General features: G+C 39.4%; 26 protein-coding genes and 2 pseudogenes. 19 read left to right on the top strand and 9 right to left on the bottom strand.

Translation table 11 applies throughout. From position 1 onward, the window contains the following. Nucleotides 1–70 precede the first annotated feature (70 nt). Both A9Y75_RS05040 and A9Y75_RS05035 read right to left on the bottom strand, forming a co-directional pair. Nucleotides 71–385, bottom strand: a complete 315-nt coding sequence (locus tag A9Y75_RS05040; protein WP_071188440.1) for a hypothetical protein — start codon at nt 383–385, stop codon at nt 71–73. A 381-nt stretch (nt 386–766) separates the two neighbouring features. Then, nucleotides 767–1318 (bottom strand): DciA family protein, encoded by a 552-nt coding sequence (locus A9Y75_RS05035; RefSeq protein ID WP_071188439.1) that lies wholly within the window; start codon nt 1316–1318, stop codon nt 767–769. Nucleotides 1319–1399: 81 nt separating this feature from the next. Between A9Y75_RS05035 and A9Y75_RS05030 the strand changes: the two genes are divergently transcribed. From A9Y75_RS05030 to A9Y75_RS29350, 10 genes and pseudogenes are all read left to right on the top strand, one after another. Beyond that, a complete protein-coding gene (locus A9Y75_RS05030) occupies nt 1400–2578 on the top strand; it encodes a hypothetical protein (RefSeq protein ID WP_071188438.1) in 1179 nt (392 codons plus the stop codon). 119 nt (nt 2579–2697) lie between these two features. Continuing rightward, complete coding sequence (locus A9Y75_RS05025; protein ID WP_071188437.1) at nt 2698–3432, top strand: PspA/IM30 family protein; 735 nt, start codon at nt 2698–2700, stop codon at nt 3430–3432. A 158-nt stretch (nt 3433–3590) separates the two neighbouring features. Next, entirely contained in the window at nt 3591–4382 is a 792-nt protein-coding gene (locus tag A9Y75_RS05020; RefSeq protein WP_071188436.1) for a PspA/IM30 family protein, read from the top strand. A gap of 184 nt (nt 4383–4566) precedes the next feature. After that, a pseudogene (locus A9Y75_RS26180) lies at nt 4567–4875 on the top strand (aminotransferase class I/II-fold pyridoxal phosphate-dependent enzyme); the annotation flags it as partial. A 275-nt stretch (nt 4876–5150) separates the two neighbouring features. Then, nucleotides 5151–5396: pseudogene (locus tag A9Y75_RS05010) on the top strand (PspA/IM30 family protein); the annotation flags it as partial. A 612-nt stretch (nt 5397–6008) separates the two neighbouring features. Continuing rightward, nucleotides 6009–6338 (top strand): thioredoxin family protein, encoded by a 330-nt coding sequence (locus tag A9Y75_RS05005; RefSeq protein ID WP_071188433.1) that lies wholly within the window; start codon nt 6009–6011, stop codon nt 6336–6338. A 114-nt stretch (nt 6339–6452) separates the two neighbouring features. Further along, a complete protein-coding gene (locus A9Y75_RS05000) occupies nt 6453–7661 on the top strand; it encodes an LL-diaminopimelate aminotransferase (RefSeq protein ID WP_071188432.1) in 1209 nt (402 codons plus the stop codon). 400 nt (nt 7662–8061) lie between these two features. Then, complete coding sequence (locus tag A9Y75_RS28260; protein ID WP_177176109.1) at nt 8062–9249, top strand: NF038130 family PEP-CTERM protein; 1188 nt, start codon at nt 8062–8064, stop codon at nt 9247–9249. 174 nt (nt 9250–9423) lie between these two features. Continuing rightward, nucleotides 9424–11301 carry an excinuclease ABC subunit UvrC gene (uvrC, locus tag A9Y75_RS04985; protein WP_071188431.1) on the top strand — a complete coding sequence of 626 codons (1878 nt, stop codon included), beginning with the start codon at nt 9424–9426 and terminating at the stop codon, nt 11299–11301. Continuing rightward, nucleotides 11279–11440, top strand: a complete 162-nt coding sequence (locus A9Y75_RS29350; RefSeq protein ID WP_177176108.1) for a hypothetical protein — start codon at nt 11279–11281, stop codon at nt 11438–11440. The genes uvrC and A9Y75_RS29350 overlap by 23 nt, the downstream gene beginning before the upstream one ends. Nucleotides 11441–11491: 51 nt before the next feature. Here the strand turns inward: A9Y75_RS29350 and menD are convergent, their stop codons facing one another. Then, entirely contained in the window at nt 11492–13213 is a 1722-nt protein-coding gene (gene menD / locus A9Y75_RS04980) for a 2-succinyl-5-enolpyruvyl-6-hydroxy-3-cyclohexene-1-carboxylic-acid synthase (RefSeq protein ID WP_071188430.1), read from the bottom strand. Between the two features lie 55 nt (nt 13214–13268). Here menD and folB point away from each other — a divergent pair, with 55 nt between their 5' ends. From folB to rbsK, 3 genes are all read left to right on the top strand, one after another. Next, complete coding sequence (gene folB, locus A9Y75_RS04975) at nt 13269–13634, top strand: dihydroneopterin aldolase (protein ID WP_071188429.1); 366 nt, start codon at nt 13269–13271, stop codon at nt 13632–13634. A 34-nt stretch (nt 13635–13668) separates the two neighbouring features. Beyond that, the gene (locus tag A9Y75_RS04970; protein WP_201788383.1) at nt 13669–14202 is read left to right on the top strand and encodes a sugar O-acetyltransferase; all 534 of its coding nucleotides are present in this window, start codon (nt 13669–13671) and stop codon (nt 14200–14202) included. Nucleotides 14203–14390: 188 nt separating this feature from the next. Next, on the top strand, nt 14391–15317 hold the full coding sequence (gene rbsK, locus A9Y75_RS04965) for a ribokinase (protein ID WP_071188428.1): 927 nt from the start codon (nt 14391–14393) through the stop codon (nt 15315–15317). A 7-nt stretch (nt 15318–15324) separates the two neighbouring features. On the opposite strand, the gene A9Y75_RS04960 is transcribed toward rbsK, so the two are convergent. Continuing rightward, nucleotides 15325–15756: a nucleoside deaminase gene (locus A9Y75_RS04960; protein WP_071188427.1), complete on the bottom strand. Its 432-nt coding sequence runs from the start codon at nt 15754–15756 to the stop codon at nt 15325–15327. Between the two features lie 18 nt (nt 15757–15774). Here A9Y75_RS04960 and A9Y75_RS04955 point away from each other — a divergent pair, with 18 nt between their 5' ends. After that, the gene (locus A9Y75_RS04955; protein ID WP_071188426.1) at nt 15775–16698 is read left to right on the top strand and encodes a nucleoside hydrolase; all 924 of its coding nucleotides are present in this window, start codon (nt 15775–15777) and stop codon (nt 16696–16698) included. A 149-nt stretch (nt 16699–16847) separates the two neighbouring features. Here the strand turns inward: A9Y75_RS04955 and A9Y75_RS04950 are convergent, their stop codons facing one another. Further along, on the bottom strand, nt 16848–17957 hold the full coding sequence (locus A9Y75_RS04950) for an S-(hydroxymethyl)glutathione dehydrogenase/class III alcohol dehydrogenase (RefSeq protein WP_071188425.1): 1110 nt from the start codon (nt 17955–17957) through the stop codon (nt 16848–16850). Nucleotides 17958–18272: 315 nt separating this feature from the next. Between A9Y75_RS04950 and A9Y75_RS04945 the strand changes: the two genes are divergently transcribed. Together A9Y75_RS04945 and rimM are read left to right on the top strand one after the other, a co-directional pair. Beyond that, the gene (locus tag A9Y75_RS04945; RefSeq protein WP_071188424.1) at nt 18273–19556 is read left to right on the top strand and encodes a valine--pyruvate transaminase; all 1284 of its coding nucleotides are present in this window, start codon (nt 18273–18275) and stop codon (nt 19554–19556) included. Between the two features lie 5 nt (nt 19557–19561). After that, nucleotides 19562–20275, top strand: a complete 714-nt coding sequence (gene rimM / locus A9Y75_RS04940) for a ribosome maturation factor RimM (RefSeq protein ID WP_071188423.1) — start codon at nt 19562–19564, stop codon at nt 20273–20275. 96 nt (nt 20276–20371) lie between these two features. On the opposite strand, the gene A9Y75_RS04935 is transcribed toward rimM, so the two are convergent. Beyond that, complete coding sequence (locus tag A9Y75_RS04935; protein ID WP_071188422.1) at nt 20372–21112, bottom strand: dienelactone hydrolase family protein; 741 nt, start codon at nt 21110–21112, stop codon at nt 20372–20374. 250 nt (nt 21113–21362) lie between these two features. Between A9Y75_RS04935 and A9Y75_RS04930 the strand changes: the two genes are divergently transcribed. From A9Y75_RS04930 to A9Y75_RS04920, 3 genes are all read left to right on the top strand, one after another. Then, nucleotides 21363–21596, top strand: coding sequence for a CopG family antitoxin (locus A9Y75_RS04930; RefSeq protein WP_071188421.1), 234 nt, complete (start codon nt 21363–21365; stop codon nt 21594–21596). Nucleotides 21597–21623: 27 nt separating this feature from the next. After that, a complete protein-coding gene (locus A9Y75_RS04925; protein WP_071188420.1) occupies nt 21624–22079 on the top strand; it encodes a hypothetical protein in 456 nt (151 codons plus the stop codon). 62 nt (nt 22080–22141) lie between these two features. Continuing rightward, the gene (locus tag A9Y75_RS04920) at nt 22142–22567 is read left to right on the top strand and encodes a transcriptional regulator (protein ID WP_071188419.1); all 426 of its coding nucleotides are present in this window, start codon (nt 22142–22144) and stop codon (nt 22565–22567) included. Between the two features lie 75 nt (nt 22568–22642). On the opposite strand, the gene phnE is transcribed toward A9Y75_RS04920, so the two are convergent. The 3 genes from phnE to A9Y75_RS04905 all read right to left on the bottom strand — a co-directional run bounded on the left by phnE (nt 22643) and on the right by A9Y75_RS04905 (nt 25361). Further along, a complete protein-coding gene (gene phnE, locus A9Y75_RS04915) occupies nt 22643–23437 on the bottom strand; it encodes a phosphonate ABC transporter, permease protein PhnE (RefSeq protein ID WP_071188418.1) in 795 nt (264 codons plus the stop codon). Between the two features lie 128 nt (nt 23438–23565). Then, on the bottom strand, nt 23566–24297 hold the full coding sequence (locus tag A9Y75_RS04910; RefSeq protein ID WP_071188417.1) for a phosphonate ABC transporter ATP-binding protein: 732 nt from the start codon (nt 24295–24297) through the stop codon (nt 23566–23568). Between the two features lie 86 nt (nt 24298–24383). Further along, nucleotides 24384–25361 carry a phosphate/phosphite/phosphonate ABC transporter substrate-binding protein gene (locus A9Y75_RS04905; RefSeq protein ID WP_071188825.1) on the bottom strand — a complete coding sequence of 326 codons (978 nt, stop codon included), beginning with the start codon at nt 25359–25361 and terminating at the stop codon, nt 24384–24386. Nucleotides 25362–25394: the final 33 nt, after the last annotated feature.

Genomic DNA, 25394 nt, shown 5'->3' with positions numbered 1-25394 from the left:
CCGGATCAAAAATTTAAAATCAAATATTATGTTAAGTGAACAAAAAATTTATTACAGTAATGATGGGTAGTTAAATGAGGATTGCCTTGGCTGCTACCTCTTGTGTTGAACAAGTAGGTGCTACCTCCACAGGAGGAAGTGCAAGATTGTCTAAATCTGAATTTATAGTGTGAGAAGCCGATACCAGCGGTTGTGCTACCGGTAAACTCCAAGCATCTTCTAAAGTTTCCCAGGAAGGAGCAAAAGCAGGTAGAGCTAAAGGACACGCTTTCCAACAGGCTTGCACTGGTGCGCCTAACTGTTGACACATTCCACCGCGACGACCCTCTGGCTGGTAATGACGGCAATATCGACAGGCAGATGTTAAATGTTTAATAGGTTTCATTTGGGTTCATCTTTAGTGTCATTTAGGGCTAACTTTCACACTTAATATTTTCCTTCTATTACAAAACGGGGATCAAAGCCGACAAGTGATTATTTTATCTGGGTTCCAGCCATTTTTGTAGGTAAATAAACTTTAGGATGTCTTTATAATCTTGTTATATTTGTAAATGATTATGGGAGTGTTCACATACAAAGATTTAACTAAAACTGATTGGGGATCAAGGCTAAAACTCTAATTTTACATTTCACTAGGATTTTCAACTCATCCTTGAGACAGACTAAAATCACTTTATATGACCTAAATTAGTATTTATCCTTAAACAGGGATGGATATAGTAGCAGATAATTTTAGTCTGTTCGCAAAAAATTGGATGAATTTATTCTAAAACGTATTTGACGACTGCTTGGCGGCACAGGGAGAACAAACACCCCAGCGCTGGAGTTCACCTGGTGGCGTGGGACATTGACAATGAGGACAAAAGGGCAAACCTTGCGATCGCTCTTGCCTCACCCTCGCCCAATCCTCAAAAGCAGCATTAGCATTGTTAACAGAGGTTTTAACCGCAAAATCACCAATTCTCGCCCCTAAATAACTAGGATGTTCTTGAGGTGTAACAGTCTGTGGTTTTGGTGTAATCGGCGAGATCTTCCACTCAGCAGTAGAGAAGCGGATATCAATCAAAGCCATAGGTAGCTTTTGATTTAATTTCAAAAGTATAGTTTTGCGTCCAAAAGTCAAATTCTGCGCCCAAGCAGCACTAGCAGTTGCCACCCACAAAACATCACGTTGAATTGACAAAGGCCGAGTTTGGGCAGCAACCACAGTACCAACAACGTCTCCCCAAGATTTGAGCAAAAGTTGAAACGGTTGCTGTTGCCATTTGGCTTCTTGTTCCAGAATGCCTAAAATACTATTAACTGATTTCAACGACATTGTTCAAAAGAGCAAAAATTTAGCTTAATTCTCAAATCAACTAAAATTCATCCAGCAGTCTTCGTTTCAGGCACAGTGGCAATGAGTCAAAATCCCATCATCGATTCCGGCAGTCCATCGTCTAAAAAAACACCAGGCTTAAAGCCTGCACTAGCTTTATCACTGGCTAGTTTAGAAGTGCAGCTAGATCAAGAGTTAACCAGATACCGACGCACACGCAATGTATTGAGGCAGTCGAAACAGTTCAGTACAGAAACTTATAGTACTAACCCATCCCCACAGCTAAAGGCTATGACTGCCACAGTGGGAAACACTCAGCCATCTGTAGCCGAAATCAACACTAGCGCAATTTCTTGGGAAAAACCAGCAGAGGAAGACACCCCGGAGCTAAATCATCTCCTGATGTCTCCTCTACCAGAGTCTCCCCAAACCCCAATTCCACCAGCGCCAAAATCCCTCAGCAGTAGTATAGTTACCACCAAAATTCAGGCTGCTGAAAGCGAAAATATCCTGCCCACAGAAGAAGATCCTCCCCAACACCCAGATGACTATTTAGAATCTAGTGAAGCACTGCTGCGGAGTCTGAAAGAAAAACCACCACAACCCAAGAAATCTAGTCCTGTCAGCGACAGTCTACTGTCTCCTTTGGGCATTATGTTGCTGCTATTATTAGCCAGCCTGATGTTAGGCTATGTCGTCCTGAATCCCAAAACTTGGCCACAGTTGAATATAGGTAAATTTTTTAATAACAGTTCTTTGCCACCTGCTCAAAACCCTCAAGAAATTAATAATGCCCAACCTGTAGCAGTTCCAGAAATCACCTCTATACCGAAATATCCTGATTTAGCTGCTCGTGAATTTCCCAAGGTGAGAGATCCTAATGATGTTGTCGCTTTAAAACCGAAAGTTCAATCAACTCCGACAATAATACCTAAACCTATCACTATCCAACCATCCCTAAAACCAGTTCCCCCCCTCACTTCAGTTCCTCTTGTTACACCCATACCTGAGATTCAGAAACCAGAAACCTCAATAGCAGCAAATGCAGAAATTAAACCGTCAGCGGATGGATTCTATTATGTAGTAATTGATAATAAAGGAGATGGTGCTTTAGCTAAGGCGCAGCAAGTTGTTCCTGATGCTTATTTATCTCCTAACCAAAAGTATATTTATTTAGGTGCATTGAAGACCAAAGATGAAGTAAAACAGAGGTTGCAGCAGCTACAGGCAAATGGAATTCAAGCCCGCGTACAGCAATGACCGAAGAGGACGCTTCAGATGGGGAGACGCGGTGACGCGGAGAGATTATCCCCGTGTCCCCGTGTCTTCTTCAATTGAGGGAGCAGCAGCTGGCAAAAAGTGAATGGAGCAAAGCCAAGATGGAAGTGATGAAGCGTATCCTGCGGGTGATTCGTGCTAATTTCAATAGTTTGGTCAGCAGTACAGAAGATCCGGAAAAAATTCTCGAACAAACCTTTCTGGAGATGCAGGAAAATTTGGTGCAATTACGGCAAGGTGTAGCTGGAGCGATCGCTACTCAAAAACGCACCGAACGCCAAGCCGCAGCCGCCCAATCCCAAGCTGAAGAATGGTATCGCCGCGCCCAACTAGCGCTGCAACAGGGTAGTGAACATCTAGCACGGGAAGCTCTCACAAAACGCCAAGCTTACCAAGAAACTGCTACAGCCCTGTTTAAGCAAATAGAGCAGCAAAAAGATGTGGTAGGCAAGCTCAAACAAGATATGCGGACGATGGAGTTGAAAATTGTGGAGATAAAAACCAAAAAAGATATGTATATTGCTCGCGCTCGTTCTGCTGAAGCATCGTATAAACTTCAGGAAATGCTCAAGGGAGTTTCTGCTACAACAAGTTTGAATGCATGGGAACGAATGGAAGAAAAAGTTTTACAGATGGAAGCGCAATCCGAAGCAATTTCTCAACTCAGTAGTGACGATCTGGAAACAAGATTTGCTAAGTTGAAATCTATGAATAACATTGATGCTGAACTGGCAGTGATGAAAACTCAGATTTTAGGTGAGGTAAACAACACAGAAGCAGAAACCAGTCAGGTGCTGACACAGGAACAGGAGTTACCCAAAAGTCCAGAATTATAAATTTGAAAGTTAATGTGGCTGATTCATCGCATCATGATTCAGAATGGAGAGAGAATACCAAGCCAAACAGAAAAGATTAAATTGAAATAGGTAGCTATTAAACAGTAAAAAAGCTAATTGTCCAACAAAGCGCGTAAACCTCAAAAGGAAAAAAAGTTATGGGATTATTTGATCGCCTTAAACGAGTAGTTGGTGCTAATGTTAACGATTTGATTAGTAAAGCCGAAGATCCAGAAAAAATGCTGGAACAAGCTCTCCTGGAAATGCAGGAAGACTTGGTGCAGTTGCGTCAGGGCGTTGCTCAAACGATCGCTGCCCAAAAACGCACTGAGAAACAGTACAATGATGCCCTAAATGAAATCAATAAATGGCAACGTAATGCCCAACTAGCTCTCCAAAAAGGTGATGAAAGCCTAGCACGCCAAGCTTTGGAGCGCAAAAAGACTTACACAGAAACTAGTATCGCTCTCAAAGCCAGCCTTGATCAGCAAGTTACTCAGGTAGATACCATCAAACGCAATTTAATCCAGTTAGAGAGCAAAATTTCGGAAGCTAAGACTAAGAAAGAAATGCTCAAGGCTCGGATTACAACCGCCAAAGCCCAAGAGCAACTTCAAAGCATGGTCAGTGGTATGAATACCAGCAGCGCCATGTCCGCCTTTGAGCGAATGGAAGAAAAAGTTATGATCCAGGAAGCCCGCGCTCAGTCTATGGGAGAGTTGGCAAGTGCAGATTTAGAAACACAATTTGCAAAATTAGAATCTGGTAGTGATGTAGATGATGAATTGGCAGCGTTAAAAGCATCCTTAGCACCTGCCCCAGAGCCAAAATTACTCACCCCAGAACAACCAAGTACCGCATCCCCAACACAACCAACAAGTACAGCTAAACCTGCTGAACCTGTTGATCGTGATTTGGAAGCCCTGAAGAAGCAATTAGATCAACTGTAACCTTTGCAGAAACATCATTGGAGAGAATCCCACGCCTCTTGGTTGTGGGATTTTACATTAGTATTTAGAGAACTCCAAAAAATAAATTATCCCATTTCACAGAATCAAAACAACTTTTCCTCTCCCTACAAGATCAGCCCCCTCCCTTAGCCCAACGACAAACATTTACACCGACCTACTAAATCAAGAGAGTGTCAAAGTTGCTGTTGATACATTCCGTCAACGTCGAGATGCTTTCATTAATGCCTTACACCGCATTGGTTGGAATGTCCCCACACCCCCAGCCACAATGTACATTTGGGCAAAATTACCTACAAAATGGAGTAATAATTCCATTGAATTTTGTACAGAATTAGTTAAAAAGACTGGTGTTGCGGCTTCCCCTGGTGCAGGCTTTGGTAAAGCTGGGGAAGGCTATGTTCGCTTTGCGTTGGTACAAGAACCAAAAATCTTAGAAATGGCAGTAGAAAGAATTGCTGAGTTTCTTAAATAAATTACGTATATAGCGGTTCTCGGTTGAGTGAGATACTTTAACCCCACCCTCTACCCCCTCCCCTTTCGGTGTCTACGTTTTAGCCAACCTACAATTTTCTTAACGCCAAATAATATTCGGATAGAGTTTACTTCCAACGGCTATCATGCAACCGTAATTTCACGTGGTTGAGTAATTTAAGTAATTCGACGTAGGAATATTTAGCTATATTCCTCATCTTTTTATAGAAAAAATACAGTATCTTTATCAAATAAGCTGCTAGATTCTCGTAAGATCAGTCTATGGGAGAGTTGGCAAGTGCAGATTTAGAAACACAATTTGCAAAATTAGAATCTGGTAGTGATGTAGATGATGAATTGGCAGCGTTAAAAGCATCCTTAGCACCTGCCCCAGAGCCAAAATTACTCACCCCAGAACAACCAAGTACCGCATCCCCAACACAACCAACAAGTACAGCTAAACCTGCTGAACCTGTTGATCGTGATTTGGAAGCCCTGAAGAAGCAATTAGATCAACTGTAACCTTTGCAGAAACATCATTGGAGAGAATCCCACGCCTCTTGGTTGTGGGATTTTACATTAGTATTTAGAGAACTCCAAAAAATAAATTATCCCATTTCACAGAATCAAAACAACTTTTCCTCTCCCTACAAGATCAGCCCCCTCCCTTAGCCCAACGACAAACATTTACACCGACCTACTTAAGTAACTTGGCACAATTAAATATAAAACCTCGCTTCCATTCCTCTCACGCCAGTTGCTACAACGGGGGGAACCCCCGCAACGCACTGGCTCCCCTACCTCTCCCTAACCCTCTCCTACAAGGAGAGGGAAAAGGAATAACTCTTAATACTGGAGAGGCTTTGACTCCCCCTTCCCTGGTAGGGAAGGGGGTTGGGGGGTTAGGTTTATATTATATTTTTTAACGCCGACCTGACTTGAAAATCGGGGAAGGTGAAAGGACTTATTTTCATCCATCCTGGTGTAGGCAGTTCATGATGGCTACTTATTAGTTAGTAGGAAAAAACAATATAGATGCTGATTTCTAACAACTCAGGACTCGGAACTCAGCACTTTTTGGGATAGAGTATTCTGTGTGTCAACTTTGATCAATGCCGCCTAATGGAGACTGTCATGAGTAAGGGTGTAATCACTATCACTGATGCCGAATTTGAAACCGAAGTGTTGAAAGCCGAGCAGCCTGTATTAGTTTACTTTTGGGCTTCCTGGTGTGGTCCTTGTCAATTGATGTCACCAGTGATTAACTTAGCTGCTACTAAGTACAGCGATCGCTTGAAAATCGTAAAAATGGAAATTGACCCTAATCCCTTAACTGTCAAACAGTACCAGGTGGAAGGTGTCCCCGCTCTCAGACTAGTGAAAGGAGATAAACTATTAGAATCAATTGAGGGAGTGGTTAATAAAGTGAAATTACTCAGTATTCTAGATCAGCATTTAAATTAAATAAAAACTAGTCGATGGTCAGGGGTCAGTAATCTTTAGGGAAGACAAAAAATTGGCTGTCCCTTAGCAACTGACTAATGACCAATGACTAATGACCAATGACTAATAACTAAAATGCAATTTGCAAAGCGTTTACAACCTCTACAATCTAATGTATTTGCCGATATGGACAGGTCCAAGGCTGCGGCTGTGGCTGCTGGAAGAGAATTAATTGATTTGTCTTTGGGATCTTCGGATTTGCCAACCCAGAATCATGTAATTGAAGCGATCGCTAAATCTCTCTATGATCCCAGTACTCACGGCTATTTGCTGTTTCGCGGTACGCAAGAATTTCGCCAAGCCGCAGCCCAATGGTATGAACAAAAATTTGGTATCAAAGTAAATCCCGAAACTGAGGTTTTACCCCTAATTGGTTCTCAGGAAGGAACAGCCCATTTACCTTTAGCAATCCTCAATCCCGGCGATTTTGCTCTATTATTAGATCCTGGTTATCCTTCCCATATGGGCGGAGTTTATTTAGCTAGTGGGCAAATTTACTCAATGCCATTAAAGGCAGAAAATAATTTTTTACCAGTATTGGCTGATATTCCCGCTTCAGTTTTGGCTCAGTCGCGGTTGATGGTGTTGAGTTATCCCCACAATCCTACCAGTGCGATCGCTCCTTTATCGTTTTTCCAAGAAGCTGTGGCTTTTTGTCAACAACATAATATTGTTCTTGTTCACGATTTCCCCTACGTCGATTTAGTTTTTACAGAAACCGAATTCCAAAATCCAAAATCCAAAATCCAAAATCTAAAATCTCCAGTTCCTTCAATTTTGCAAGCTGACCCAGAAAAAAGCGTCTCAATTGAATTTTTTACCCTGTCCAAGTCTTACAATATGGGCGGTTTCCGTATTGGTTATGCGATTGGTAATGCAGAACTAATTCAAGCTTTAAGGCAAGTAAAAGCTGCTGTTGACTTTAATCAGTATTTAGGAATATTAAACGGTGCGATCGCCGCGCTGACAGGAAATCAAGAGAGTGTCAAAGTTGCTGTTGATACATTCCGTCAACGTCGAGATGCTTTCATTAATGCCTTACACCGCATTGGTTGGAATGTCCCCACACCCCCAGCCACAATGTACATTTGGGCAAAATTACCTACAAAATGGAGTAATAATTCCATTGAATTTTGTACAGAATTAGTTAAAAAGACTGGTGTTGCGGCTTCCCCTGGTGCAGGCTTTGGTAAAGCTGGGGAAGGCTATGTTCGCTTTGCGTTGGTACAAGAACCAAAAATCTTAGAAATGGCAGTAGAAAGAATTGCTGAGTTTCTTAAATAAATTACGTATATAGCGGTTCTCGGTTGAGTGAGATACTTTAACCCCACCCTCTACCCCCTCCCCTTTCGGTGTCTACGTTTTAGCCAACCTACAATTTTCTTAACGCCAAATAATATTCGGATAGAGTTTACTTCCAACGGCTATCATGCAACCGTAATTTCACGTGGTTGAGTAATTTAAGTAATTCGACGTAGGAATATTTAGCTATATTCCTCATCTTTTTATAGAAAAAATACAGTATCTTTATCAAATAAGCTGCTAGATTCTCGTAAGATATATTTGTGTGTTCAGCTACTAAATCGGTAATAGCAGTGCGGCTTTCTCGCAACCCTATTAATAAAGCAATATTAGGCTAACTCGGCTCAAACATAGACACAGTATTAAACACAACTCTAAAAAAATGAAAAACACTTTTGGGAAATTGTTAGTTGGTGCATCAATGGCTATTGGTTTCGGTGTAGTTGCTGCTACCCCAGCACAAGCTGTGTCCTTTAGTTACAACAGCCCCAATCAAATTAAAACCTACACAGGTGGGTCAGATGGAGTTTTCATCCCCAATAATACCGCAGCAGCGACCAAAGCCCTGACGGATGGTGATGTTACCTCAAACGTAGAGCTTTGGTATTCTGACGAAAATCCTACAGCCAATGTTGGCTTTACCGCTACACAAGGAGCATATAGTGCTACCGTCAGCAGTGTTACAGCTAGTGACTGGAATACTTTTGGCTCTCAATGGCTAGGTGATTTATTAAGTACATACACACCATTTGAATCAGTATGGAATAGTTTTTCGGCAAATACCAAATCATTAGTTACAGGTTATTTTCCTCTATTGGGCATGGGAGATCCTAACATTGGTAATTTTGAGTTTGGTCAAAATGGTGGTGTGGAACTGAAATTGATTGGTCACTTGGATGTGAAATCCAAACTATCGACTACCATTTCTAGTAAAGCTTCTGAATCATGGAATGGAGTAAAATCACAACTTTCACAACTTCCAACACTTCAAACTCTTCCCAGTGTTCCAGCACTTCCAGCACTTTCAACCCTTTCGACACAATTTTCAGCACTTTCAACACTGCTTTCAACGCTTTCAACCCAAGCCAGTTTACCAACCCTTTCACAAATTACAGACCTGAGTTCAAAAATTGAAGCACTTCCAAATCAGATTTCACAACTTACAGCGATTCGAGATGCTGTTACTACACCCGCAGCGGTGAAAACCCAACTGACAACGAGAATAAATGTCCTAAATATTCTAAACTCAACCCTGCAAGCTCAAACAACCCAATTGACATCCTTCAAGGACGTACTGACTTTACAAACAACCTTAAACGGATACCAAGGTCTACTCCAAGCGAGTGAAATTGCTAAGGTTGTAACTGGTGGTCAAACTTACTACGCTTACAGTTTTAACCCGACTGCATCTGGAATTACAGCCTCTGATGACGGCGTATCTTACAACGCAATTTATACCTGGAATACACCTGGATATAAAACAACACCAGAACCTTCTGCTATTTTTGGTATCCTTGGTGTCGCTGGTATCTTTGCTGCAAAACGCAAGTTGAAAAAAGCGTCTGCTTAACTAAGACTGATTATTATAAGTCCAGCAAGTAGGGGTAAAGCGATTGTGCTAAACCCCTACAAATTTTATGTATTACAAACAATTCTTTGACATTATCATTGGGTTAGCCAATTTTCCAGAAATATTTCTTAAAATAGAGTTGGGGTATATTTATAAAATTACCTAACTTTAACCGTGACTTTATCTGCTCAAACACTACCACTAGTTAAAAATCCCGAAAGACTGGAAAACCGTCTTGGGGAGATTCCCCCAGAACCGGGGGTTTATTTGATGCGGGATGGGAGCGATCGCATAATATATATAGGTAAATCTCGCAAATTGCGATCGCGTGTCCGTTCCTATTTCCGTGACTCCACTAACAAGACGGAACGCATCAACACAATGGTTAAGCTGGTGACAGAGATTGAATTCATTGTCACCGATACGGAAGTAGAAGCTTTAGCACTAGAAGCAAATTTAATTAAACAGCATCAGCCATATTTTAACGTCCTACTCAAAGATGATAAAAAATATCCCTATCTCTGCATTACTTGGTCAGAAGAATATCCGCGCATTTTCATTACCCGTAAACGTCAATTAGGTAAAGCCAAAGATAAATATTACGGACCTTATACAGATTCTGGTTTATTACGGGAAGTTGTTCATTTGTGTAAACGCATTTTTCCCCTGCGACAAAGACCCCAACCTCTATTTAAAGACCGTCCTTGTTTAAATTATGATATTGGCCGCTGTCCTGGTGTTTGTCAAAAATTAGTTTCGGCTGAAGAATACGGGAAAATTGTCCAAAAAGTGGCGATGGTTTTTCAAGGGAGAACTCAGGAACTAATTGATATTTTAACAGCACAAATGGCAGGGGCAGCAGAAGAATTGAATTTTGAAAATGCAGCGAGAATTCGTGACCAAATTACCGGTTTAAAATCTCTGAATGCACAGCAAAAGGTATCTTTACCAGATGATACTGTATCACGGGATGCGATTGCTTTAGCAACAGATGACCAACACGCCCATATTCAATTATTCCAAATTCGTGCAGGTCAGTTAGTAGGAAGATTAGCTTTTATGGCTGACTCTCACGCTGAACCTGGAGCTATTTTACAACGAGTTTTAGAAGAACATTATCAAACTGCGGAAAGTGTAGAAATTCCTAGCGAAATTTTGGTACAACATGATTTACCAGATAGTGAAATTTTGGCAGATGTTTTGACTGAACGCAAAGGTAGAAAAGTGACAATTTTAGCTCCTTTGCGACAAACTAAGGCAGAATTAATAGAGATGGTGGAGCGAAATGCTCAATATGAATTACAGAGAAGCCAAAAATTGGGTGCAATTAATCAACAATCTCTAGAAGATTTAGCTGCTATTCTTGATTTACCAGATTTACCCCATCGTATTGAAGGTTATGATATTTCTCATATTCAAGGTTCTAATGCGGTAGCGTCTCAAGTTGTGTTTATTGATGGTTTACCTGCTAAACAATATTACCGTCATTACAAAATCAAAAATCCCGATATTACGATCGGACATTCAGATGATTTTGCAAGTTTATCGGAAGTTATTAATAGACGGTTTAGAAAATATATTGAAAATCCCCAATTATCACGAGTGGGGAATGCTGACTGGCCTGATTTAATTATGATTGATGGTGGTAAAGGTCAGTTATCTGCGGTTGTTGGTATTTTGCAAGAAATGAATTTATTAGAAGATTTGCGGGTTGTCAGTTTAGCAAAAAAGCGAGAAGAAATCTTTTTACCAGACTCATCTCAACCTTTAAAAACAGACGCAGAACAACCGGGAGTACAGTTATTGCGAAGGTTGCGAGATGAAGCACATAGGTTTGCTGTGAGTTTCCATCGTCAGCAGAGAAGTGATAAATTAAAGCGATCGCGTTTAGATGAAATTCCCGGTTTAGGAAATCATCGTCAAAAGTTGCTTTTAGCCCATTTTCGTTCTGTTGATTATATCCGTCAAGCGACACCTGCACAACTCGCTGAAGTTTCGGGAATTGGGACGCGTTTAGCACAAGATATTTATGATTATTTTCATCCAAGTTGAGGAATATATAGCGTTTCCCGATGTTATAAGGTACAAGAACCCCACCCCCAACCCCCTCCCCGCAAGCGATGAGGGGGCTAAGATGTACTTCATAAGAGCGGAAACCGCTGTAATTGTTGAAAAATTTGATGCGATATAATAATTGTAGAAAATGTGATGTTCCAGCATTCAGTCAAACCCAACTTAATAATTAAATCCCAATATCAAAACTAAACTTTCCTAAATTCTCCTTTCTCCACATCGCATCCCTTTTCCGATTTGTCTTGATTTCCAAAACCCGAATTCCTGTCTTTGGTAAAACATTCAACCTTTCCTGCAAATCATCCCAAGAACTAATAAACTCATGCTGTACATTATAAGTAGCGCATAACTGAGCAAAATTAATATCTTGTGGAGTGGCAAAAAACTCTTCAAAAGGTGGATCAAATTTGGAAATTGGTAACATTTCAAATATGCCTCCACCATTGTTATTAATTAAGATAATTGTCAGATGTCCAATAAATTTATTTCTAATTAAAAAACCATTTGTATCATGTAATAGAGATAAATCTCCTGTTAATATTACACTACTTCTTTGATAATGTGATATTCCTAAAGCTGTGGAAAGTGTACCATCAATTCCATTTGCACCTCGATTAAAATAAGGTTTGATTCTTAAATTATTTGGTTTCCAGAAAAATTCCACATCTCGCACAGGCATACTATTAGCAATAAATAGCGGTGTTTCATCTGGGATAATTTGCGAAATTAACCAAGCTGCTTTACTTTCAATTAATTCTTCCATCTTTCCAAAATTAACATCAATATTTTTTCTAACTTTTGCTTCTATATCACACCATTTTTGTAAATATTCTAAGTTCTCATTTCCTAGTTTCCAATTTTCAGTCTTTAAATACTCTATCGATGTTCTTAAATGTGTAGTTTTCCCATGTAAAGAATCTAAATTTTGATCGCAACTATCAATTATCCAACGTTGAGGTTTAGTAGCAATTAACCAATTACGCAATTCTTTGCTTGTAGGCATTTCTCCGATTTGAATTACCATTTCTGGTGTTAATTCTTCAGCAAGTCGCTGATTACGTAAAATGATATCGTAGGTAGAAATTAAATAGGGATTTAAATCTGCGTAATTTCTAACTGGGGAAAGTCCTTCTGCTAAAACAGGCCATTGGAGAGATTGAGAAAGTTGTGCGATCGCTCTACAATATTCTTCAGGTGCTTGTGGTTGAGCTACACCAGCAATAATAATACCTTTTTGGTGATGGGTAATCGGTAGCTGGTAATGGGTAATTGGTAATGGAGTCGATACTATTCCAGAGAAGAAATCTTCAACATCTAAGGTAAAATTTATACCATCAGGAACTGGCGCAAGCGGATCACGAAATGGTATATTTAGATGCACTGTTCCCCCATTGGGAAATTGACAACGTTCCCAAGCATAAATTATCGTTTGTCTGAGATAACTTAACATTTCTATCTCAGCAACAGGTGTGGCTAACTCGGTTTGCCAATTGGGATAATTACCGTATAATTTTACTTGGTCGATAGTTTGGCCAGAATGACAATCTCGTAATTCTGCTGGTCTATCAGTGGTTAAAATTAATAAAGGTACACGACTTTCTCTAGCTTCAATTACCGCAGGGTAAAAATTTGCTCCCGCTGTTCCCGAAGTACAAACTAATACTACAGGTTTTGCCGTTACTTTAGCTTGTCCCAATGCAAAAAAAGCCGCAGAACGTTCATCTAAAATCGGAATAGCTTCAATTGCCGGCGTTTGCTGGACAAATGCTAAAGTTAAAGGTGTAGAACGAGAACCAGGACAAATAACAGCACAATTTAAACCCAAGCGTTTTAGGGTTTCCGTTAATACATAAGACCAAAGTTGATTAAGATTATAAAAACTAAGTTGCATTTATTAAGTAATTGCTAATTAGGTAAAATTATCACCAGTCACCTATCATTAATTTATGGACTCTATTCATTTAACAGGAATTCGCTGCTACGGCTATACTGGGTTTTTACCAGAAGAACAGGTATTAGGACAATGGTTTGAGGTAGATGTGAGATTATGGTTAGATCTTTCTCAACCCGCTAACACAGATAATATTGAAGATACAATAGATTATCGTCGCACAATTAGTTTAATTCAAAATTTAGTCAAAACCTCAAAATTTGCATTGGTAGAGAGATTAGCAGGTGCGATCGCAGATAGTATTTTAGAAGATAGCGATGGTATTAATCAAGTACAAGTCATTCTCAGTAAACCCGCTGCACCCATACCTGACTTTAGTGGCAAAATTAGCATTGAGTTAACACGAAGCAAGTCTAATTAACTACCATGTCATGGAATAAACAGAAAAACAAAAAATGCTGGCAGGAGAGTTATATTTATCAGAAGATGCGGAATTAGTTGCTGAAAGTCAGCGTGCTAGTCGTCTACTGCAAATGTACAACTCAACAACCGCAGAACAACAACAGCAGCGACAGCAAATTTTACAAGACTTATTTGCGGAAATAGGAGAAAAAATCAAAATTATTCCACCTTTCCACTGCGACTATGGCGGTAATATTTACGCTGGCAATAACTTATACATAAACTATGGTTGTGTAATTTTAGATTGCAATACAGTTCATATTGGCGAAAATGTGTTAATAGCTCCTTACGTGCAGATTTACACAGCTTATCATCCCACAGACCCAGAAACTCGACTAACGGGTAGAGAACTAACTGCACCAATTAAAATTGGTAATAATGTCTGGATAGGTGGTGGTGTAATTATTTGTCCAGGTGTCACCATTGGTGATAATACTACCATTGGGGCAGGTAGTGTAGTCATTAAAGATATACCTGCAAATGTCGTCGCTGCGGGTAATCCTTGCCACATTATTCGCCATTTATAGCAGTTAATGCTTCTAATTCTTCCTCCTGACTCCTGACTCCTGACTCCTGAATTCTATTCGATAAAAATCCCCCAGTAACCAACCGAGGGAATACCAAAGAACGCGTACTGATAGCAATTTATCATTAATACTAGAGTACCATATTTTAGTAAATGTGTACTAATATCTTTGCCAATTAAACCACTATGATGACCATTATCGTATTCGGCAGTATCAATATAGACTTAGTAGTCACAACACCTTGCTTACCAGTTCCCGGAGAAACACTAACGGGGAAAGATTTTTTGACAACACCTGGAGGTAAAGGTGCAAATCAAGCCGTAGCACTGGCAAAATTGGGAATTCCTACCCATATAGTAGGGCGTGTAGGTGGGGATACGTTCGGTGTAGAATTAATTGAAAATTTGCAATCATCAGGCTTAAAAACTGCAAATATCTTCATAGATAAAAACATTAATTCGGGAATTGCTATCATCACGGTTGAGGATAGTGGAGAAAATCAAATTATTATTATTCCCGGTGCAAATGGGCGCGTAAATGATGAAGATGTAGAAAGATTATCCCATTTATTACCAGAAGCAACCGCAATACTTTTACAATTGGAAATTCCCATCAATACAGTAGTTGCTGCTGCCAAAGCGGCGAGAAATGCCAATATTAGCGTCATTCTCGATCCTGCACCGGCACAAACTCATTTTCCAGATGAACTTTACCCCTTAATTGATATTATCACACCCAATGAACTAGAAGCAGAAAAGTTGGTGGGTTTTCCTGTAAATGGAGAAGAGACAGCCGCAAAAGCCGCAGGTATTTTACTGCAACGGGGAGTAAAGTGTGCAGTGATAAAATTGGGTGCAAAAGGTGTTTATTGTGCCAATGCTGAAGAAGCTTTCTTTACACCTGCTTTCCCAGTTCATGCAGTTGATACCGTTGCCGCTGGTGACGCTTTTAATAGTGGTTTAGCAGCAGCACTTTTTCAAAAACTACCTTTACGAACAGCAGTAGTTTGGGGTGCAGCAGCAGGGGCTTTAGCAACTACAAAAAGAGGCGCACAAACATCACTTCCTGAACGAGTGACTTTTGATAATTTCTTAAAAGAAAAAGGGATTTTATGAAATATGTTTATTTCCCAATATCCTCATTCCATAATTCGGGTTTTTCTTGAATAAATTCACTCATCATTTGTTCGCATTCATGCAAATTCAAATCTATAACTTCCACACCGTGAGAAACCATAAACTCTTTCGCACCCGGAAAAGTTTTTGATTCTCCAGCGATTACTTTTTTAATGCCAAATTGTACCACAGCACCAGCACACAAATAGCAAGGCATTAAAGTTGAATATAATGTTGTACCTCTATAGCTGCCAATTCTGCCAGCATTGCGAAGACAATCAATTTCCGCATGGGTAACAGGATCACCATCTTGCACACGTTTGTTGTGTCCTCTGCCGAGAATTTTACCATCTTTGACTAGAATAGAACCAATGGGAATTCCTCCTTCTTGCCTACCTTGTTGTGCTTCCCTAATGGCAGCTTGCATAAATTCGTCCATTTGTAAATTCTCCTCAATATGAAAAAACAACTTGTGTTAATGGATCATGATGGCGGTGTAGATGATTATTTAGCAACTATGCTGTTATTGACAATGGAACATATCCAACTTCTTGGTATTGTCGTTACTCCAGCAGATTGCTATATTCAACCCGCTGTTAGCGCAACTAGAAAAATTATAGATTTAATGAAATTCTCTCACATTCCGGTTGCAGAAAGTACGGTGCGCGGAATTAATCCTTTCCCTCGTCTTTATCGTCGTGATTCTGTGATTGTTGATCATTTACCAATTCTCAATCAACAGGAAAATATAATCACGACTTTGGTTGCAGAAACAGGGCAAGATTTTATGGTGCGGGTATTGCGAGAAGCACCGGAACCTGTAACATTGATGGTAACAGGACCTTTAACAACAATAGCAACTGCATTAGATATAGCACCAGAAATTGAAACCAAGATTGAAAAGATTATTTGGATGGGTGGTGCATTAAATGTTCCTGGTAATGTGGAAAAAAGTATCGAAGTAGGACAAGATGGTTCTGCCGAATGGAACGTTTATTGGGATGCAGTTTCAGCAGCGCGGGTATGGGAAACCCAAATTGAAATTATTATGTGTCCTTTGGATTTAACTAACAATGTACCTGTCACATCAGAGTTAGTGCAGAAAATGGGGAAACAACGACATTATCCTATTTCTGATTTAGCTGGACAATGTTATGCTTTAGTTATTCCCCAAGATTATTACTTTTGGGATGTTCTAGCAACTGCTTATCTCGGACATCCAGAATTTTATCAATTGCAAGAATGGGAAACAGAAATTGTCACTAGTGGTGTGAGTCAAGGGCGAACAAAAGTAGTCGCCGGTGGCAGAAAAATTTATGCTATGGATCAAGTAGATAAAAAAGCTTTTTACGATTATATATTAAAGCAGTGGGCGAGGTGAGTGAATATCGCTTTCATAAAGATTATCATTCAAGTTTACTGCCGATTCTTTCGCCCTTGGTGACTGCATAATTCAAACCTAGCAAACTTGAATTAATTATAACTCCTTTCTTCCTTTGCGCCTTTGCGCCTTTGCGTGAGACATAAAACCTAAAAAGTCACCACACTCCGAATAGATTCCCCTTTGTGCATCAAATCGAAAGCATCATTAATCCTTTCAATCGGCATCACATGAGTAATCAAATCATCAATATTAATTTTACCATCCATATACCAATCTACTATTTTTGGTACATCAGTCCGCCCCCTTGCACCACCAAAAGCCGAACCTTTCCAAACCCTACCAGTCACTAATTGAAAGGGACGAGTGCTGATTTCCTTACCCGCACCAGCAACTCCAATAATGACACTGACACCCCAACCTTTATGACAACATTCCAATGCTTGACGCATGATATCGACATTACCAATACATTCAAAAGAATAGTCAGCACCACCTTTTGTTAAATCTACTAAATAAGGAACTAAATCACCTGCAACTTCATTAGGATTGACAAAATGTGTCATGCCAAATTTTTCAGCTAAAGCCCGTTTTTTGGGATTAATATCGACACCAATAATCATATTTGCGCCCACCATTCGCGCCCCTTGGATGACGTTTAAACCAATCCCACCCAAACCGAAAACTACCACATTTGCGCCTGCTTCTACTTTAGCTGTATATATCACCGCACCTATACCTGTTGTGACACCACAACCGATATAACAAACTTTGTCGAAGGGGGCATCTTCCCGAATTTTAGCAACGGCGATTTCTGGTAATACCGTATAATTAGCGAAAGTGGATGTACCCATATAATGGTGAATCATGTCGCCACCGATACTAAAACGGCTAGTACCATCTGGCATTAAACCCCGTCCTTGTGTGCCGCGAATTGCTTGACAAAGGTTAGTTTTGAAGCTTAAGCAATAATCACATTGCCGACATTCAGGCGTGTATAAAGGAATTACATGATCTCCAGGTTTTACACTCTTGACATCAGTCCCCACTTCTACAACTATACCAGCCCCTTCATGTCCTAAAATTGCCGGAAATAAGCCTTCAGGATCATTACCAGAAAGGGTAAAAGCATCAGTATGACAAACTCCACTGGCTTTAATCTCAATTAATACTTCTCCAGCTTGTGGTGCTGCTAATTGTACGGTTTCGATAGTTAGGGGTTTACCTGCGCTGTAAGCTACTGCTGCTTTGACTTCCAAGATATAGTTCTCCGTATTTGTTAGGATTTACGTAATTTTATCTTACGCAGAGGCGCAGAGTCTCAGAGAGGAATATTTTCAATAATTGCTTGTCAAGTGATTCTATGTATAGTACATTAGTACCTATTACAAGAGAAATCCCCCACCCTCACAAGTGGGGCTTTATTAATTACCAGATTTTGTTAAAATCGCATTCACTGGTTTAGATTGGTTAAAGGGATTGGCTGTTTTGGCAACTATAATAAACTTGGTATTAGCTGCAATCACTCAATCAACTATCCACTTTTGCGATTATTTAAGTCTGTAAAAAAGCCTATGAAACCTGCCCTTACTAAAATTGGCGCTCAAATGTCCAACTTAACTGGCGTGAGAGCGATTATGAAAGATATTAACGAAACCCTCAGAGCAAGTAAGGGACAGGAATTATATAATTTGAGTGCTGGCAATCCGTTGATTTTACCAGAGGTAGAACAGTTATGGCGGGATTGCACGGCAGATTTATTAGCTAGTTCTGAATATGGTGAAGTTGTTTGTCGTTATGGTTCTAGTCAAGGTTATTCACCATTAATTGACGCAATTGTCAAGGATTTTAACCAGCGTTATGGGTTAAGTTTAACTGAGCGGAATATTTTAATCACTGCGGGTAGTCAAACTATCTATTTTTACGCAGCTAATGCTTTTGGTGGATATACTGAAAACGGCAGTTTAAAAGAAATTGTGCTGCCATTAAGTCCAGATTATACTGGCTATGGTGGTGTTTGTTTATTCCCAGAAGCCTTGGTAGCTTACAAGCCTACTTTAGATATTGATGCAGCCGCACACAGATTTAAATATCGTCCTGATTTTAACCAACTTTCGATTACGGAAAATACTGGTTGTGTGATTTTCTCCCGTCCTTGTAATCCTACGGGTAATGTTTTAACTAATGATGAAGTTCATAAAATTGCGGCTTTAGCTGCACCTTATGATGTACCTGTGTTTATAGACTCAGCTTATGCACCTCCTTTCCCAGCGTTGAATTTCACAGAAATGACTCCGGTATTTGGGGAAAATATCCTGCATTGTATGAGTTTATCAAAAGCGGGTTTGCCGGGGGAACGCATTGGGGTAGCGATTGGAGATGAAAAGCTAATTCAGGTTTTGGAATGTTTCCAAACCAATGTGGGAATTCATTCTTCTCGTTATGGTCAAGCGATCGCAGCCAGAGCGATAGAATCAGGTACATTAGCGAATATTGCTGAAAATGTAATTCGTCCTTTCTACCAGAAAAAGTTTGATGTGTTAGAAAGCACTTTAGAAGCAGCAATGCCCAAAAATTTACCTTGGTTTTTACATCGTGGTGAAGGAGCAATTTTTGGGTGGTTGTGGTTGCAAGATTTACCTATGACTGATTGGGAATTTTACCAGGAATTAAAGAAGGTGGGTGTGATTGTTGTTCCTGGTAGTAGTTTCTTCCCTGGTTTAAAAGAAGAGTGGGAACACAAGCATCAATGTCTGCGAATTAGTTTAACTGGTAGTGATGAGGATATTACTATCGGTATGCAGCGTTTAGCTAAGGTTGCTGAACGAGTTTATCAAGTTGCGCCTGTGAGTGTGTAAGAGAAATGAACCGCGAAGGCACGAAGAACGCGAAGAAGAAAAAGCAAGGAAGTAGGGAAGCGGGGGAACAGCCGGGGAAGGTTCAAAAAGCATCTGTTCCTAGTGCTGTAAGGGCTGAGAAACCCCGTTCTCAACCAAGCCCTAATCTTGATGATTGGTTGGAAATTGGTAAAATTGTCTCTCCTCAAGGTTTAACTGGGGAGTTGCGGGTTTATCCTAATACTGATTTTCCCGAACGCTTTGAGGAACCGGGAACACGCTGGTTATTACGTCCAGGAGAAACAGAACTGCAACAGGTAGAGTTATTAGATGGGCGGTATATTGAGAATAAGAATCTTTATGTGATTAAATTGAAGGGAGTAAGCGATCGCACTGCTGCTGAAAATATGCGTGATTGTCGATTTTTTGTGCCAATTAGCGATCGCCCAGAATTAGACGAAGGTGAATTTCATGTTTTAGACTTGATAGGATTGCAAGTCTTTATGCAGGAATCGGGGGAATTTGTAGGAACGGTGGTGGATTTATTACCTTCAGGTCATGATTTATTAGAAGTACAATTAGATCCAGCTTTTGCAGCTAATGACGAAGAACCAACAACAGAAAAAGAACGAAAAAATGTTTTAATTCCTTTTGTTATGGAAATTGTTCCTGTTGTCGATTTAGAAACCCGTCGAGTTGAAATCACTCCTCCCCCCGGTTTGTTGTCAATTAATGATTAGATAATTGTAGGTTGGGTTAAGCGACAGCGCAACCCAACAAAAATCTGTAAATGTTGGGTTTCCTAACGTCAACCCAACCTACAATTATGTTTATGATTACCTTTTAAACTTCCTCTCCAAAAAAGCGATAATTTCCCTCCAAGCTGAAGTAGCCGCAACAGCATCAAAACGATAACCATCATCTCTCATAAAAGTATGTTCCGCTTCATAACAGAAAAGTTGATGAGGTACTTTAGCATTTTCTAAAGCATTAATTATTGTATGTCTGTCATGTTCAGAAATATGCGGATCTTGAGTACCAAAAATTAACAACATTTCCTCTTTAATTTCATTAACTCTGTGAATAGTATCTGCGACACCTTTACCTAATTTACCGCTAGGAATACCTGTAGGATAACAACAAATAGCGGCTTCAATTTCACTTTCAAAAGCAGCACGAAAAGCTAAATGTCCACCAATACAAAAACCCAATGTTCCGATTTTATCAGCAATAACTGAACTGTCATGTTTGAGAAAATCAATGACAGCACGAGTATCAGCATCATATTCAGAAATTAACGTCCGTCGTGCATCATCATTACCGCGCATTCTGCCAAGATCATTAGGTTCAATTACTGAACCCACAGGTTCTATCCGGTGAAAAATTTCCGGTGCTGCGACAACATAACCAAACCCAGCTAAATAATTAACTAACCGAATTATGGCATCACCTAATTGATAAATATCACTGTAAAAAACAATTCCTGGATATTTACCCTCTGGTTTAGGAGATGCGACATAAACCCGCATTAAACTATCATCTACTCTTAATTCAATATTGCGTTTAACAATTTGCATTTTTCGTTTTTTGGTAAAGTGTTAATTTGTAATTCTTCCGATTTAATAATAATCAGTAAATTTTTCAGATCCCCGACTTCTTGAAGAAGTCGGGGATCTCTGAGTTATGATATACAGAGACAGGGTTATAAAAGCAACATTCTATGATTGGTACTATCCGATAAACATTGGTCAGCAGTCATTACCTATCGTAGTGATAAAATAAGGATTATTTCTGTTCGTCGTTCTCGTACTGAAGAGGTAAAAATTTATGAAAGCTGAAGAATTTGATACTAAATTTGATAATGATGAAGATATCACTGAGTTTTTAGACCTATCTCAAGCACGTCGTCCCGGTTATGAACAAAAAAGAGTGAATATTGATTTTCCTGTGTGGATGATAGAAGCATTAGAACAAGAAGCCAAACGTTTAGGTGTAACTTCTGATTCTATTATTAAATTATGGCTGGCTGAACGTCTTGATAAAAAGGTGATTGCTGGTTAGTTTCAGTAGTAAACAACCACAACCTCTATGAATAACTTCCAAAAATCGGCTTTTACCCTAGTTATTCAACCAGAAGAAAAAATAGAAAATCGTGTTTATATTATTGTTGATGATCTAGCTAAAACCTCTCCTGAATCACAATGGCTGATTACTGAAATAGATGCAACAGAATTATTAGGAAATCGTTTAACATCTATTTTGAATAATCAAGAAAATATCACTATTTCTTCTCCAGATTTTTTACAACTTTTACAGGAGGAAGGACAAGTCATAGATTTAGAAGCTACTTTAGTTAAAAATACTCAAGAAATTATTACTATTTTTATCAGGGATGGTTATTCTGTAGATATTTTAGGTTTAACAGAATTATTACCTGTTAATGTTTTAAATGATTATATTGAAGTTGACGCTAATTTATTTGACACTCAAGAAACAGAAACATCTCAACCTAAAATTAATGTTGTTTATCAAAAAATTGCTTAACTTCTAGATATGCACATTATCAGCAAAAGTTTATATTCGCCATATCCTTACCCATGCAGAATATGACAAACAAAATTGGAAACAAGACCCTTGGTACACCTAAAACCTATCTAGAATTGATTACCGCTTTTCCTCCCCGCAAAATTACATCAGAGGAAGAACTAGCTACCACTCAAAATATCATTGATTCCTTACTAGATCAAGAAAGGCTAACTCCTGACGAACGAGATTATCTTCATCTATTAGGATTGGTAGTATCTGAATATGAAGAAGAACATTATCCTGTAGCTGATATTTATGGAAGCGAATTATTAAAAGTATTACTTGAAGAATTAAATTTACAACCCCAAGATTTAATACCAATTTTTGAACAAGAAACAGTTTTATCTGACATTTTCAGTGGAAAGCAACAAATGACAGTAAATCACATAGAAAAACTAGCTAAATTCTTTCATATTTCTCCTGCTGTCTTTTTTAAAGATGCTTAAATACTTAACTCCTCCTCCTCTGCGTGACATAAAAAAAATCTCTAACATCCCACCACAAAAATATTAAAGATAACTCTACATTGAATCCAAATAACGACGTAATTTGCTACTAAAAATATCAATTAGCGTCACCACCACCAAAAGCACTAACATCATAGTTGTGGCTTTATTATACTCAAAACCATCTATATAACTTTTTAACTGAAAACCAATTCCACCTGCACCAACTACACCAAGTACAGAAGCTGCACGGATATTGTACTCAAACATCCAAAAAGTATAACCTAATCCCAAGGGTAATACTTGGGGTAATATTCCATATTGGGCTATTTGGATTCTCGATGCACCAACAACTTGTAAAGATTCTAAAGAACGAGAATCTACGTCTTCAATTGCTTGTTGATAAAATTTAGCAAGGTAGCCAATAGTATAGATTGATAATGCTAAAGTTCCGGCGGGTGCGCCTAAGCCTGTAGCGGCAACGAAGATTAAACCCAGGATAATAGAGGGAACGGAACGAACGGCATTTTGCAGTAAATTTGCTAACCAGCGTAACCAGAGGGGAGCAATATTATTAGCACTAGCGATCGCAATTGGTAGGGAGAGAATAGCACCAATAGAAGTTCCCCACAGTGACATTTGCACAGTTTCAATTAATGCCTTAATTGCTATATCTACAACTTTCCAATCTGGGGGAAATAACCTGACAATAAAATCAATTATATAAGGCCAGCTATCTTTTAGTAGATTAAAATCAACTTGTAAGCCTTGTAAAGCCCAAATATAAACCCCTATTATTAAGAATAGAATGGCTAGATTAATTAACCAAGAGTAATTATGTAGTAATTGTGGTTTAACAGATTTTTTCATAAGGTTTTTGTCAGGAGTCAGAAGGGGCGAACGGCCGTTCGCCCGTACAGGAGTCAGGAGTAAAATGTTTTTTAGTGGGAGTTATATTATCAATTGATGTACTAACCACCCTGTCCAAGGCTATATTTCTAATAACTTAAAACCTGGGCAAATTTTTCTTGTAGATTATCACAATTTCCATCATAAATAATACGTCCCGCATCTAAAACTATAGCTCGGTGAGCGTATGCTGCGGCGATGCCTAAATCATGTAAAACTGCAATAATAGTTAAGCCTTGCTGGGTATTGAGTTGAGATAAAGTTTCCATCACTTGTTGGGATGCAACTACATCTAAACCGGTAATAGGTTCATCTGCTAACAGTATTTGTGGGGATTGAATTAAAGCACGAGCGATCGCTACTCTTTGTTGCTGTCCTCCGCTGAGTTGACTGGTTTTTTGATATATTTTATCTTTTAAACCCAATTGTTCTAATAATTCTTGAGCAAGAATGCGATCGCGTTTAGGAAAACCAAACAAAGTTTGTGCAGTTGTTCTCACACCCAAACGACCACACAAAACATTTTCAATTGCTGATAATTGGCGAATTAGTCCACCACCTTGAAATAACATGGCAATATCTCGGCGAATTTTCGGCAATGTTTGGGGGGTCATTTGTAGATGATTAATGTGAATTTCTCCCTGTACCAATGGCACTAACCCTACCAGCGATCGCAATAATGTAGACTTACCAGCACCATTGAGTCCCAATAACACCACAAACTCACCTTGATGTATATCAAGATTAATATCATTGAGGATGGGACGGTTCAAAGATGCAGTATAAGCTGTCTCTAAATTATGACATTCAATCAGTTTCACGCTGGTATCAGTTAATTAGTAATTGGTAATTTGACTTAGGGAGTAATTATTTTAGGGGTTGAGCATTGCGCTTTACCCCTTCTTAATTATGGTTCCATACCTACATTTTTGAGGGCTTCGCGGACAGGTTTGAGGTGACGATTGTGATCAACTCTGACCAATTCTGTAGAATTATACAAGCTCTTGAACATGGCGTTATTTTCTGGCTTGTTTAACTTCAGGAGAGCATTAATAATTTTTTCCCGCATTACTACTGGAACATCATCATCAATAGCAATACCATGAGCAGGAACACCAGAAACTTTATGCAGAACTCTTAACTTACTTCTGTCTTCAGCGGAGATATAGGGAGGGAACAGAGCATATTCTGATACAACAGCCACATCTGCTTGACCGCGAACTACCGCATCTAAAGCTTTGCTGTAATTACCACCGTAGGTAATTTGACCAAAGAAACCATCCATGCGGTCTTTATTAGGCACAAAACCCCGCTTTACCAACTCACCCACGGGGAAAATAAACCCAGAACCGGATGTAGGAGAAGTAAAAGCCATTTTTTTACCCCGCAGTTGTTCTAAAGTTGCTTTTGGGGTAGTCTTACTTTTCAGTTGGCTGTTTGCGGGGACAACAAATATGGAGTCGTAAGTAAATCTACCAGAATAATTGGCACGAACTTCAGCTAAGTACATACGAGCATTTGCCAATTGTTCAGCTTTCAAAGCGGGACGACTACTCAAGAAAGCCACATCAGCGCGATTTGCTCTCAATGCTTCCACTGCTGCTGTATCATCACCGATCTGGGCTTTGACAGGAATTCCCAATTCTTTTGACAAAAAGCTACCTACAGCGTTGGCTTTAGTTTGCAAATCTGTAGAATCAGAACGACTAGGAAAAACTATTGTTAAAGTTTTGAGTTTTTGGGCAAGTAAGCGTGGTGTTGGTTGATTCAAATTGGGGTTAGCCACTGTGGCTTGCATTCCCCCCAAGGTGCTGACAAAAAAACCTGTGAGGGCTGCAAATGCCCCACTAGCACCCAATAATAAGCCTTTTTTGCTCACACTCATTTTCTGACTTTTCATTAAGAATAATTCCCAGTA

This window comes from Trichormus sp. NMC-1, assembly GCF_001858025.1.
Taxonomy (GTDB): Bacteria; Cyanobacteriota; Cyanobacteriia; order Cyanobacteriales; family Nostocaceae; genus Anabaena.
The sequence above is the reverse complement of the archived record's forward strand: the minus strand, read 5'-3'. Positions and strand labels throughout refer to the sequence as shown.